14 protein-coding genes are annotated in these 13,041 nt (G+C 55.2%); 12 read left to right on the top strand and 2 right to left on the bottom strand.

Going from position 1 to position 13,041, the window contains the following annotated elements:
* Positions 1-534: RNA-guided endonuclease TnpB family protein (locus tag BRO54_RS10365; protein ID WP_139268058.1), on the top strand; the 534-nt coding region annotated here is incomplete at its 5' end.
* A 157-nt stretch (positions 535-691) separates the two neighbouring features.
* On the opposite strand, the gene BRO54_RS10370 is transcribed toward BRO54_RS10365, so the two are convergent.
* Entirely contained in the window at positions 692-1,312 is a 621-nt protein-coding gene (locus BRO54_RS10370; RefSeq protein ID WP_074043874.1) for a trimeric intracellular cation channel family protein, read from the bottom strand.
* A 160-nt stretch (positions 1,313-1,472) separates the two neighbouring features.
* Between BRO54_RS10370 and hflX the strand changes: the two genes are divergently transcribed.
* The 4 genes from hflX to glnA all read left to right on the top strand — a co-directional run bounded on the left by hflX (position 1,473) and on the right by glnA (position 5,857).
* Positions 1,473-2,720: a GTPase HflX gene (gene hflX / locus BRO54_RS10375; RefSeq protein ID WP_033025127.1), complete on the top strand. Its 1,248-nt coding sequence runs from the start codon at positions 1,473-1,475 to the stop codon at positions 2,718-2,720.
* Between the two features lie 13 nt (positions 2,721-2,733).
* Positions 2,734-4,005, top strand: a complete 1,272-nt coding sequence (locus BRO54_RS10380) for a methionine gamma-lyase family protein (RefSeq protein ID WP_033025128.1) — start codon at positions 2,734-2,736, stop codon at positions 4,003-4,005.
* 76 nt (positions 4,006-4,081) lie between these two features.
* Positions 4,082-4,483, top strand: coding sequence for a MerR family transcriptional regulator (locus BRO54_RS10385; RefSeq protein ID WP_033025129.1), 402 nt, complete (start codon positions 4,082-4,084; stop codon positions 4,481-4,483).
* Positions 4,484-4,522: 39 nt separating this feature from the next.
* Positions 4,523-5,857 carry a type I glutamate--ammonia ligase gene (gene glnA / locus BRO54_RS10390; RefSeq protein WP_074043875.1) on the top strand — a complete coding sequence of 445 codons (1,335 nt, stop codon included), beginning with the start codon at positions 4,523-4,525 and terminating at the stop codon, positions 5,855-5,857.
* 60 nt (positions 5,858-5,917) lie between these two features.
* On the opposite strand, the gene lexA is transcribed toward glnA, so the two are convergent.
* Positions 5,918-6,541: a transcriptional repressor LexA gene (gene lexA, locus BRO54_RS10395; protein WP_033025131.1), complete on the bottom strand. Its 624-nt coding sequence runs from the start codon at positions 6,539-6,541 to the stop codon at positions 5,918-5,920.
* 152 nt (positions 6,542-6,693) lie between these two features.
* Here lexA and yneA point away from each other — a divergent pair, with 152 nt between their 5' ends.
* The 7 genes from yneA (at position 6,694) to BRO54_RS10430 (ending at position 13,013) form a co-directional block, all read left to right on the top strand.
* Complete coding sequence (yneA, locus tag BRO54_RS10400; protein WP_033025132.1) at positions 6,694-6,999, top strand: cell division suppressor protein YneA; 306 nt, start codon at positions 6,694-6,696, stop codon at positions 6,997-6,999.
* Between the two features lie 19 nt (positions 7,000-7,018).
* Entirely contained in the window at positions 7,019-7,672 is a 654-nt protein-coding gene (locus BRO54_RS10405) for a YneB family resolvase-like protein (protein WP_033025134.1), read from the top strand.
* A gap of 129 nt (positions 7,673-7,801) precedes the next feature.
* On the top strand, positions 7,802-8,032 hold the full coding sequence (locus BRO54_RS10410; protein WP_033025135.1) for a DUF896 domain-containing protein: 231 nt from the start codon (positions 7,802-7,804) through the stop codon (positions 8,030-8,032).
* A gap of 119 nt (positions 8,033-8,151) precedes the next feature.
* Positions 8,152-10,158, top strand: coding sequence for a transketolase (gene tkt / locus BRO54_RS10415; protein ID WP_033025136.1), 2,007 nt, complete (start codon positions 8,152-8,154; stop codon positions 10,156-10,158).
* Between the two features lie 252 nt (positions 10,159-10,410).
* Positions 10,411-10,848 carry a sporulation inhibitor of replication protein SirA gene (sirA, locus tag BRO54_RS10420; RefSeq protein ID WP_033025137.1) on the top strand — a complete coding sequence of 146 codons (438 nt, stop codon included), beginning with the start codon at positions 10,411-10,413 and terminating at the stop codon, positions 10,846-10,848.
* An 89-nt stretch (positions 10,849-10,937) separates the two neighbouring features.
* Entirely contained in the window at positions 10,938-11,150 is a 213-nt protein-coding gene (locus BRO54_RS10425) for a YneF family protein (protein ID WP_011230833.1), read from the top strand.
* A gap of 123 nt (positions 11,151-11,273) precedes the next feature.
* Positions 11,274-13,013: an ABC transporter transmembrane domain-containing protein gene (locus BRO54_RS10430; RefSeq protein WP_033025141.1), complete on the top strand. Its 1,740-nt coding sequence runs from the start codon at positions 11,274-11,276 to the stop codon at positions 13,011-13,013.
* Positions 13,014-13,041 lie beyond the last annotated feature (28 nt).

Below are 13,041 nucleotides of genomic sequence, written 5' to 3' on the forward strand. Positions count from 1 at the left end.
TGTTATATCGCCGTTGCCAGCGTTGGAACGAAATCGCTGTTTTTTAAGGGCAACCAATGCGCCTTTGTTCGCCGGCGATATGCGGCTTTGCGAAGGAGATTAGGAAAAGCCAAGAAGCTTCATGCGGTGCGAAAAATCGGCGACAAAGAGTCCCGCTGGATGAAAGGTGTCAACCACAAAATCAGCCGTCAAATTGTCAACTTTGCCCTCGCCAACGGTGTTGGCGTGATTCGCATGGAAGAATTGACGGGCATTCGAAAACGGGCAACATCGGCAAAAGAAGCAGGACGAAGCCTTCACTCTTGGGCGTTTCATCAACTGCAAACGATGATTGCCTATAAAGCCGAAATGGCAGGCATTCGGGTCGAGTGGGTGAATCCGACCTACACGAGCCAAACGTGTAAATGTGGTCATCGAGAGAAAGCGAACCGAAACGGCATCCGCTTCCGATGCCAAAAGTGCGGATACACCCTCCATGCCGACTTGAATGGGGCGATCAACATCGCCAAAGCGATTTCAGGCTTGAGCGCCTAACCTAGCGCACTGGTCACAGGTGCGCCGCCCATCGGGGTACACGCTAACCCGATGGGACGGGGTGATGACACACCCCCGAACTTGGGCGTTGTCCAAACCAGAAATGGATGAGGACGCGAACGACCCAAGAATCCCATGGCTTTAGCCGTGCGGAGTGTCAAGGCTGCCCGCTTGTTTTCTCCCCAACCGCCCGCCGCGGCAGCTTCCAGCCGTACGTGTATGACAAAACGCGCAAAGCGGCGACGACGATCAACAGCACATACAGCTCCACGGGCGATTCGGCCCATTTCAGTCCGACGGCGAGGCCGGCGAGAATGGCCCAGGCGGCATAAATTTCTGCGCGCAACACGAGCGGCTTTCTTCCCGCCAACACGTCACGGATAATGCCGCCGCCGCTTCCGGTCAACACAGCGGCGACGATGACCGCACTTAACGGATGCCCCATTTTGACTGCATACAGCGCTCCTTGGATGGCGAACGCCGACAGCCCAAGGGCGTCAAAAAAGTTGCCCCACCGCTTCCACGGCGGCAGCATTTGCTTTGGGAACAAATACACAACTGTCATGGCCGCCAAAGCGACAAGAAAGAGCGGCTGCTGTTCCCATAACGCCGACACGGGAACCCCGATCAGCAAATTGCGCACCGCCCCGCCGCCAAAAGCGGTGACAATCCCTAAAATGTACACCCCAAGCAAATCGTACTCCTCTTCCATCGCGACGATCGCCCCGCTAATGGCAAAGGCGATCGTGCCGATGATGCTCAATACTTCCCACGTCATTCGTGCTGTTCCTTTCCGTGCGGTGTTCTTGTATCATTGTAGGGGCAAAAGCGGCGGAAAATCAATCGTTTTTTTGGAACGAACTAGCAGACCGACGGTGGGATTTGGTATCATGAACGTAGAGAACATGTTCGCCGCGAGGGAAAGGAAGGGGGATGCCATGAGCCGTGAACAAGCGATCCTTGTCGGCTGCCAGCTCGCTGGTGTCGATGATGAACGGTTTCGCTATTCGATGGAGGAGCTCGCTTCGCTCGTTGCGACGGCGAACGGCGAGGTTGTGGCAGAGTTGACGCAAAAACGTGAAGCGCCGCACCCGGCGACGTATATCGGCAAAGGGAAAACAGAAGAGCTCGCCGCCATAGTCAAGCAGCTGGAACCGGACGTCGTTATTTTCAACAGCGAGCTCTCTCCAAGCCAAACGCGCAATTTGACGAAAATGCTTGGCGAGGTGAAAGTGATTGACCGGACGCAGCTGATTTTAGACATTTTTGCAAGGCGCGCCCGCTCGAAAGAAGGAAAGCTGCAAGTCGAGCTCGCCCAGCTGGAGTATATGTTGCCGCGCCTTAGCGGCCAAGGAGAGGCGCTATCCCGCTTGGGCGGCGGCATCGGCACGCGCGGCCCGGGGGAGACGAAGCTCGAGACCGACCGCCGCCATATTCGCCGCCGCATTGACGACATTAAAGCTGAGCTTGTGCGCATCGCTGAGCATCGAGGGCGGTATCGCGAGCGCCGGCAAAAAAACCAAGCGTTTCAAGTGGCGCTCGTCGGCTATACGAACGCCGGCAAATCAACGATTTTCAATCGGCTGACCGCCGCCGATTCGTTGGAAGAAAATTTGTTGTTTGCCACGCTCGATCCGTTGACGCGCAAATGTGTCTTGCCATGCGGCTACACAGTGCTTGTCACCGATACGGTCGGGTTCATTCAAGACTTGCCGACGACGCTTGTCGCCGCGTTCCGCTCGACGCTCGAGGAAGTGACGGAAGCCGATCTATTGCTTCACGTCGTCGATTCGTCTCACCCGGATTACGTTGCGCACGAGCGAACGGTGTCGCGGCTGCTCGCTGAATTGGGGGCTTCTTCCATTCCGATGGTCACGGTGTACAATAAAAGCGATCAAAAAGCGTCGGAATTCATTCCGACAACGACTGCTTCCATCGTGATGAGCGCGCTTTCCGCCGCCGACATTGACCGGCTCCGCTATTTTCTTGAAGAGGCGGTGAAACAGCAAATGGCCCGTTACGACGTGTCGATCCCAAGCGGTGAAGGAAAATTGCTCGCTCGGTTAAAATCGGACACCATTTTGCACGAATGGCATTATAATGAACAGGGGGGCACGTACGACTGCCAAGGATACGTGCTGCCTACGCACCCCTTGTATGGGGAGCTGCAATCATTCCAACGGTAGAAAGGGTTCATCTATGTTTTGGACACAGTGGAGACACGGAGAAACCATCGCTCTTCTCATCGAGGAAATCGAAGCACAAATCGCGCCGATTCACCGCCGCATCGATGAACTGGTCGACGTCAATCAATACCGCGTGCTTGAGAGCTTCCGTCGCCATCAAGTGAGCGACGCCCATTTCATCCCGTCAACCGGTTATGGGTATGACGATGCGGGCCGCGATACGCTCGATCGCATTTACGCCGATGTGTTTGGAGCGGAAGCGGGGCTTGTGCGCCCGCAAATCATTTCCGGCACGCACGCGATTGCGATCGCGCTGTTTGGCGTGTTGCGCCCGGGCGATGAATTGCTTTACATCACGGGCGCTCCGTACGATACGCTTGAGGAAATCGTCGGCGTCCGCGGCCGCGGCGTCGGCTCGCTGAAAGAGTTTGGCATTCGTTATCGCAGCGTGCCGCTCACAGCGGATGGGATGGTTGATTTTCCGGCCGTTCGCGAAGCGATCCATGAGCGGACGAAAATGATCGGCATTCAACGTTCGCGCGGCTATGCGGACCGGCCGTCGTTTACTGTCGAAGAGATCGGCAACATGATTGCATTCGTCAAGTCGATCAAACCGGATGTCGTCGTGTTTGTCGACAATTGCTACGGCGAATTCGTCGAGGAGAAAGAGCCATGCCATGTCGGCGCCGATTTGATGGCCGGCTCGCTTATTAAAAATCCGGGAGGGGGCTTGGCGAAAACGGGCGGCTACATTGTCGGCAAGCGGGAATATGTGGAGGCGTGCGCCTATCGGATGACCTCGCCGGGCATTGGAGCGGAAGTCGGTCCGTCGCTTTACAGCTTGCCGGATATGTATCAAGGCTTTTTCCTTGCGCCGCACACCGTGGGCCAGGCGCTCAAGGGGGCGGTCTTTACGGCGGCGATGCTCGAGCGGATCGGGCTAAAGACCTCGCCATCGTGGAAGGCGAAGCGAACGGATTTGGTTCAGTCCGTCCGTTTTGACGATCCGGAACAAATGGTGGCGTTTTGCCAAGCGATTCAGGCTTCCTCCCCGGTCAACGCTCATTTTACCCCGTACCCGAGCGACATGCCCGGCTATGAAGATAAAGTGATCATGGCCGCCGGCACGTTTGTGCAAGGGGCAAGCATTGAGCTGACGGCCGACGGGCCGTTGCGCCCCCCCTATGTCGCGTATGTGCAAGGCGGATTGACGTATTCGCATGTGAAAATCGCCGTCTGTTCCGCCATTCAGCGTTTGCTTGAACAGCAGTTGATTTGTTTGTGAGGAAACGTCACGTTTCATTGACTCATTTCCTAACATTATGGTAGAATAAAGGTATCAAAAGCGAGGAGGAATTGGCATGAGCAGCCAAATTCGTCGTTCCATGCCATTGTTTCCGATTGGGATTGTGATGCAGCTGACCGACTTATCGGCTCGGCAAATCCGCTATTATGAAGAGCACGGCCTCGTCTCGCCCGCGCGCACCGAAGGCAACCGGCGGCTGTTTTCGCTCAATGACATCGACCGCTTGCTGGAAATTAAAGATTTGATCGACCAAGGCGTCAACTTGGCGGGCATTAAGCAAATTTTTGCCGCGCGGGAGGAAGGGCGCCACGGGCAGGCGGAGAAAGTCGAAAAAGTGGGAAAACCGAAGCTGTCGGACGAGGAACTGCGCGAAATTTTGCGGAACGAATTGCTGCAGGCCGGGCGGTTCCAGCGCGCATCGCTTCGCCAAGGAGATCTCGCTCGCTTCTTTCATTAATCATGGAAAATGATTTCCGAGCCGGGGAGGAGTTTAGACATGGCAAAATATACGCGTGACGACATTCTACACATCGTCAAAGAGGAAAATGTCAAGTACATCCGCCTGCAATTCACTGATATTTTGGGCACGATCAAAAACGTCGAAATTCCCATCAGCCAGTTAGAGAAAGCACTTAACAACAAAATGATGTTTGACGGGTCGTCGATCGAAGGATTTGTCCGCATCGAAGAGTCGGATATGTATTTGTATCCGGATTTGGATACGTTCGTCATTTTCCCGTGGACATCGGAAAAAGGAAAAGTCGCCCGCTTTATCTGCGACATTTACAACCCGGACGGCACGCCGTTTGAAGGCTGCCCGCGCTACAACTTGAAGCGGATGTTGAAAGAGATGGAAGCGTTCGGCTTCAACGCCTTTAACTTAGGGGCTGAGCCGGAATTCTTCCTCTTCAAGCTTGACGAAAAAGGGCACCCGACGATGGAGCTGAATGATCGCGGCGGCTATTTCGATTTGGCGCCGACGGACCTCGGGGAAAACTGCCGGCGCGACATTGTGCTCGAGCTTGAGGAAATGGGGTTTGAAATCGAAGCGTCCCACCATGAAGTCGCCCCGGGCCAGCACGAGATCGATTTTAAATACGCCCATGCCATCAAAGCGTGCGACGACATTCAAACGTTTAAACTCGTTGTCAAAACGATCGCCCGCAAACATGGGCTGCATGCGACGTTTATGCCGAAGCCGATTTTTGGGATTAACGGTTCAGGGATGCACTGCAACCTGTCGCTGTTCCGCAACGGCGAAAACGCCTTTTTCGATCCGAACGGCGATTTGCAGTTGAGCGATACGGCGCGGCAGTTTATCGCCGGCGTGCTGAAGCATGCGCCGAACTTTACGGCGGTGACGAATCCGACGGTCAACTCGTACAAACGCCTTGTCCCGGGTTATGAAGCGCCGTGCTATGTCGCCTGGTCGGCGCGCAACCGCAGCCCGCTCATCCGCATCCCGGCTTCACGCGGCATGAGCACGCGCATTGAGGTGCGCAGCGTCGACCCGTCGGCCAACCCATACTTGGCCATGGCGGTGCTTTTAGCCGCTGGGCTTGATGGCATTCGCAACAAGCTCACTCCTCCGGCGCCGGTTGACCGAAACATTTACGTCATGACGAAAGAAGAACGGCTCGAAGAAGGCATTGTCGATTTGCCGGCAACGCTGCATGAAGCGCTGGAAAACTTGAAGTCCGATGAAGTGATGATCCAAGCGCTCGGCAAACATTTATTCGAGCATTTCGTTGAGGCGAAAGAAATCGAGTGGGATATGTACCGGACGGCGGTTCATCAATGGGAATTAGATCAATATATGGAACTCTACTGATTCATAAAAAAGCTGCCCCGTTTTCGGGGCAGCTTTTTTATGGGCGCAGTCCGGCACGGGTCAGTCGAACAGGCGGTAGACGCCGATCACTTTGCCGAGAATCGTGCAGTCGCGGACGATGATCGGCTCAAGATGAGCGTTTTCCGGCTGCAGGCGGATGTAGTCTTTTTCTTTGAAAAACCGCTTCACCGTCGCCTCGTTGTCTTCCGTCATGGCGACGACGATGTCGCCGTTGTTGGCTGATGACTGCTGGCGGACGATGACGTAGTCGCCGTCGAGAATGCCGGCTTCGATCATGCTGTCGCCCATCACTTCAAGCATAAACAGCTGCTCCTCGCCAGCGGCGAGCCGCTTCGGCAGCGGAAAGTAGCCTTCGATGTTTTCCACCGCTGTAATCGGTTGGCCGGCCGTCACCTTGCCGATGATCGGCACCGAGATGATCTCCTCTTTTTCTTTCTCCTTGGCCATATCGTTGTCCAAAATTTCAATGGCACGCGGCTTCGTCGGGTCGCGGCGGATGTACCCTTTGCTTTCTAGGCGCGCTAAATGCCCGTGGACGGTCGAACTTGACGCCAGTCCCACCGCTTCCCCAATTTCCCGCACCGACGGAGGATAGCCCTTCGTTTTTACTTCCTGCTTAATAAATTCTAAAATTTGTTGTTGCCGTTTCGACAGTTTCGTCATTGTTTCACACCTCTCGCCACATCATTTGTCTTCATTATACCATGAGGAAGATGAAAAAACAAACGTAAGTTCGAGTTTTTTATTGACACAAACAAATGTTCCTGGCTATAATGAAGGAAAGCGAACGAACATTCTAGAAAGGGTGGGGGGAAATGGGGAAAACGTTGCTTCATCACTTTCTGTTCTCCTTTTTGTTTGCGCTCGTGCTGGCAGGGTTCGTTTACGCCAGCAGTCCGGTCGACAAAAAAGAATACGTGGCGATTACGGTCGCTCCCGGCGATACGCTTTGGGGGCTGGCAAAACAGTACGAGCAGGAGCACCATATGCCGCCTGATGAGTTCATCCGCTGGGTCATCGATGTCAATCATTTGCCGAGCCCGCGCCTTACCGCCGGTGAACGGATCATCATTCCTGTGTTAAAATCAAAGCAGGGCGGCTCGGTGGCCGTCAATCAGTGATGGAAAGAAGGGATGGGCCATGAGGGCGGTCATTTACTGCCGTGTCAGTACGGACAAAGCCGAGCAGGAGACGTCGCTCGCGAGGCAACGAGATGAGCTCGAACGGCTGGCGGCCGAGTGTGGATTTGAAGTCGTTAAAGTGATCGCCGAGCAAGCGAGCGGTTACGAAGCCGACCGCGACGGCGTGTTGAAGCTGCTTTCGCTTTGCGAGGAAGGCGAGGTCGATGTGCTGCTCATTCAAGATGAAACGCGGCTTGGGCGCGGCCATGCGCGCATGGCGGTGCTGCATTGCTTGAAAAAGCAAGGGGTGAAAATATACAGCGCCAGCCACCGCGGGGAGATGCCGCTGTCGGAGGCCGATGAGATGGTGTTATCCATCATCGCTATTGTCGAGGAGTACCAAAGGAAAATACATAACGCCAAAATTAAGCGCGGTATGCAGCGGGCCATCGCCCGCGGCTACCGCCCGGAGCGGAACCTAAGGCGCCAGGGCGAAAACGCCGGGCGTGACCGAATCGATCTGCCGGTTGAGGAGATCGTCCGCTTGCGCGAGCGCGGACTGACGTTTGCTGATATCGCCGCGACGCTGCGAAGCTTTGGCTACGAGGCGTCCAAGGCGACCGTCCATCGCCGTTACCAGGAATATATGGACGAGCAACAAAGGCGGCGTTGATTGTGTGCCGCTCCTGGCCCTAAAGCGGCGAGCGGGCAAAGGAAGCCAAGATGCCATCGTTGCCATCTTCCCGGTTGATCAGATAAGATAAAACAGAGTGAGAATATGGCAGATAGGAGAAGATGATCAATGATTGCCAAACATAAATTAGCCCGCATCAACGAACTGGCGAAAAAAGCGAAAACGTCCGGCTTGTCGGCCGAAGAGACGCTCGAGCAGGCGAAGCTGCGCCGCGAGTACATTCAAGCGTTCCGCAAAGCGATGACCGATATGCTCCATACGGTGACGATCATCGACCCGAACGGCAACGACGTGACGCCGAAAAAATTAAAGGAAAGCCAGCGGCGGCGCTTCCATTAAGTCGCGAAAAAAAGAGACGGCGCCTCGTTTGTCCTGAAGGAGAAAATAAACGTTGTACAAGGAAGCCGATTTTCTATATGATAGTAAATGACACCATGTTGATGAAAAGGAGGAAGACGATGGCGCATTCAATCGAGGAGTTGGCGATTACGACGATTCGAACGCTGTCGATTGACGCGATCGAAAAGGCCAAATCCGGACATCCGGGCATGCCGATGGGCGCGGCGCCGATGGCGTACACGCTTTGGACGAAATTTATGAACCATAATCCGGCAAATCCAGGTTGGTTCAACCGCGATCGGTTTGTCTTGTCAGCCGGGCACGGGTCGATGTTATTGTACAGCTTGCTTCATTTAAGCGGATATGATGTATCGATGGACGACTTGAAACAATTCCGTCAATGGGGAAGCAAAACGCCGGGCCATCCGGAATACGGCCATACGCCGGGCGTGGAAGCGACGACCGGACCGCTCGGCCAAGGGATTGCGATGGCGGTCGGCATGGCGATGGCGGAACGGCATTTGGCCGCTACATACAACCGCGACGGGTTTGAGATCATCAACCATTATACGTACGCCATTTGCGGCGACGGCGATTTGATGGAAGGAGTGGCGAGCGAAGCCGCGTCACTCGCCGGCCACTTAAAGTTGGGCCGCCTGATCGTCCTGTATGACTCGAACGACATTTCGCTAGACGGGGAGCTCAACTTGTCGTTCTCGGAAAACGTCGCCCAACGTTTCCAAGCGTACGGCTGGCAATATTTGCGCGTTGAGGACGGCAACAATATTGAAGAAATCGCCAAAGCGCTCGAGGAGGCGCGGGCGGACCTCAGCCGGCCGACGCTCATTGAAGTAAAAACGACGATTGGCTACGGCGCGCCAAATAAAGCGGGCACGTCCGGCGTCCATGGCGCTCCGCTCGGCGCGGAAGAGGCGAAGCTGACGAAGGAAGCGTACCGCTGGACGTTTGCCGAAGATTTTTATGTACCGGAAGAAGTATACGCCCATTTCCGGGAAAAGGTGCAAGAGCCGGGGGCGAAAAAAGAAGCGGAATGGAATGAACTGTTCGACGCTTATGAGCAGGCGCATCCGGAGCTGGCTGCCGAGCTGAAGCGGGCGATTGAAGGGAAGCTTCCGGATGGCTGGGAGACGGCGCTGCCGGTGTACGAAGCGGGCAAAAGCCTGGCGACTCGCTCATCGTCCGGGGAAGTGATCAACGCCATCGCCAAAACGGTGCCGCAGTTTATCGGCGGTTCGGCGGACTTGGCAAGCTCGAACAAAACGCTCATCAAAGGCGGCGGCAACTTCCTGCCGAACAGCTACGAAGGGCGCAACATTTGGTTTGGCGTGCGCGAGTTTGCCATGGGAGCGGCATTGAACGGCATGGCGCTTCACGGCGGGTTGAAAGTGTTCGGCGGCACGTTCTTCGTGTTCTCCGACTATTTGCGTCCGGCGATCCGCTTGGCAGCGCTGATGGGCTTGCCGGTCATCTACGTCTTGACGCACGACAGCATCGCCGTCGGCGAAGACGGACCGACGCACGAACCGATCGAACATCTCGCTTCGCTTCGGGCGATGCCGAACTTGTCGGTCATCCGTCCGGCTGACGCGAACGAAACGGCGGCAGCGTGGCGGATGGCGCTCGAATCGACGGACAAGCCGACCGCCCTCGTCTTGACGCGTCAAGATGTGCCGACATTGGCGACAACAGCTGAGTTGGCGTATGAAGGCGTGAAAAAAGGTGCGTACGTCGTTTCACCGGCGAAAAACGGCACTCCGGAGGCGCTATTGTTGGCGACCGGCTCGGAAGTCGGCCTGGCCGTAAAAGCGCAAGAAGCGCTCGCCGTTGAGGGCATCCATGTCTCTGTCATCAGCATGCCATCGTGGGACCGCTTCGAAGCGCAGCCAAAATCGTACCGCGATGAAGTGCTTCCACCGGCCGTGACGAAGCGGCTCGCCATTGAAATGGGCGCGTCGCTCGGTTGGGAGCGCTACGTCGGCGCCGAGGGCGACATTTTGGCCATCGACCGATTCGGTGCTTCCGCTCCGGGAGAGAAAATCATGGCCGAGTATGGCTTTACGGTTGACAACGTCGTCCGCCGCACAAAAGCGCTGCTCGGCAAGTAACCGGGAAAGCTGTCCTTGCGTTGTTGCAGGGGCAGCTTGTTTTTGTGAAAGATGGCTGCGCATTGGTCAAGCATTTTCGGGGTTGGATCGAGGGCAAAGGCTTGTTTATGACATGTTGGCCTGTTTGCGGCGGCATGGCCACCGCAAACAAAAATCGACAATGTTAGTGAAAAAACTTGCCGTTAATAGACATATTTTTCCCCTTTCCTTTTCTATAATAGAAAATAGATGAACAGAAATGGGGGATGGGGCATGGTCCGCTATTGGATTTATTTGTTGAATGACGATGTGGCGTCGCATTACCGCCATCGGGCAGAAAAAATTGTCGAACTGCTTCGTGAGCATCAATACGCGAAAGCGCCGCTGAAGGCGATTTGCCGCAAGCAAGTCGAATTTATCACCGAACGGCTGTCATTTTCGCGCCTGGAACTCGGCTTAAAGCAATATTTTGCCGGCCGCGTCGGCAAAAATTTGGAGCGCAATATGTTTGTTTTGCAAAACGACGCCGGTGAGGAAGCGTTGCTTGTCGTGCAAAAGCGCCGCTTGCTTCTTGTCGCCGACAGCGCGCCGCTTGCCGCGGACATCGGGCGAGCGCTCTCCCGGTTGGCGCCGACGTTTTTGGCAGTCGACGCTGATTTTGCCGATTACTACTGGCTGTCTGCGCCTGCGCAAGGAAGAAAATTTGCGTAATGAAAAGATTTTTGTCGCGAAATATTGTCTAATGACGCATCGTTTAGTACACTGTTAGGGAGACAACAAGAAGGAGGAAAATCGCTGTTATGTGGGGTACGATTCTCGTTGGCGTGCTGGCGCTCATCGCCGGGGTGGCGATCGGATTTTTCGTCGCCCGCAAAACGATGATCAATTATTTGAAGAAAAACCCGCCGATCAATGAACAAATGATTCGCATGATGATGATGCAAATGGGGATGACTCCGTCGCAGAAGAAAATCAATCAGATGATGAAAATGATGAACAATCAGCTGAAATAAGCGCAACAGACACTCGATCGAGAGTGTCTTTTTATTTTGCAAAAATGTTCTTTCAAAATTTTTCTAGTTTTGTTACAATAATATGGCGATTGTTCGTCAGCCAAACGAAAGGAGGTGGAGCGCGTGCGCGTGTTTCGCGATTTGTTTTGGTTTTTTCGCCAAGAAAAGAAGGCGTATATCACCGGCATTTTCGTGCTTGTCCTCGTTGCGTTTTTAGAGACGGTCCCGCCGAAGGTGATCGGCTTGTTGGTCGATCATATGAAAAACGGAACGATGACAAAAGAGGTGCTCATCCGCTGGATCGCCGTCCTCGCCGCCGTTGCGGCGGCGCTTTACGGGCTCCGCTACGCTTGGCGCATTTTCATTTTCGGTTCGGCGGTCAAGCTTGCCCGCCAGCTGCGCAACGAGCTGTATCAACATTTTACGAACATGTCGCCGTCGTTTTACCAACGGAAGCGGATCGGCGATTTAATGGCCCATGCGACGAACGATTTGCAGGCGATTCAGCAGACGGCCGGAAGCGGCATTTTGACGCTTGTTGACTCGGTGACGCTTGGCGGGTTCGTGTTGGCAACGATGGCGTTTTCGATCAGCTGGAAGCTGACGCTCATCAGCCTATTGCCGATGCCAGTGATGGCGGCGGCGACGAGCCGCTATGGAACGATGCTCCATCGTCGGTTTTTAACGGCGCAAGAGGCGTTTTCATCGTTGAACGACAAGGTGCAGGAAAGCATCAGCGGCATCCGCGTCATCAAGGCGTTTGGCTATGAGGAACACGATGTCGAGGCGTTTCGCCGCCAATCGGAAGACGTCGTGGCGAAAAACGTTGCCGTCGCCAAAATTGACGCCTTGTTTGATCCGACGATCGGGCTGCTTGTTGGGCTGTCGTTTTTTCTCGCTGTGGCGTTTGGCAGCCAAATGGTTCTGGCCGGCGAATTGACGATCGGCGAGCTTGTGTCGTTTACGACCTACCTTGGCCTGCTCATTTGGCCGATGTTGGCGTTCGGCTGGCTGTTTAACATTGTTGAGCGAGGGCGCGCTTCGTACGACCGGGTGCGGGCGCTGTTGGCTGAACAAGATGAAATCAACGAACGTCCCGATGCCCTTCACATCGCTCCGCAAGGCGACATTGAGTATGATGTTCGTCAATTTGCCTATCCGGGGGAGGCGAAGCCGGCGCTTCGGGACATTCGTTTTCAGCTCAAGCGCGGGGCGACGCTTGGCGTCGTCGGCAAAACGGGGGCGGGAAAAACGACGCTGCTTCGCCTGCTGCTGCGCGAGTTTGACGGCTATGACGGCGAGATTCGCTTCGGCGGCCGCGACATCCGCGATTATACGCTTTTCGCGCTCCGTTCGGCGATCGGCTACGTGCCGCAAGACCATTTCTTGTTTTCTGCCTCTGTCCGCGACAACATCGCCTTTGCTAAGCCGGAAGCCGGAGAGGACGAGGTCGTCCGGGCGGCGCGGCTGGCCGACATTCATGATGACATTTTGCAGTTTCCCGACGGGTATGAGACGGTCATCGGCGAGCGCGGCGTTTCCCTATCCGGTGGGCAAAAACAGCGGCTGTCAATCGCCCGGGCGCTTCTCATTGACCCGGAAGTGCTCATTTTTGATGACGCGTTGTCGGCCGTGGATGCGAAGACCGAGGCGCGGATTTTAACGGCGCTCAAACAGGAGCGGCGCGGAAAAACGACGATCATCGCCGCTCATCGTTTAAGCGCGGTTGAGCATGCCGATTGGATTCTCGTCCTTGACGGGGGGCGAATCGTGCAGGCCGGAACGCACGAGCAGCTGATGGCAGAAGACGGCTGGTATCGTGACATGCACCGACGCCAGCAGCTTGAGGAGCTTGCGGAGTGACAACAGGCCTGAACGTTCGAGCTCTAGC

It is taken from the genome of Geobacillus proteiniphilus (assembly GCF_001908025.1).
GTDB classification, from domain to species: Bacteria; Bacillota; Bacilli; order Bacillales; family Anoxybacillaceae; genus Geobacillus; species Geobacillus proteiniphilus.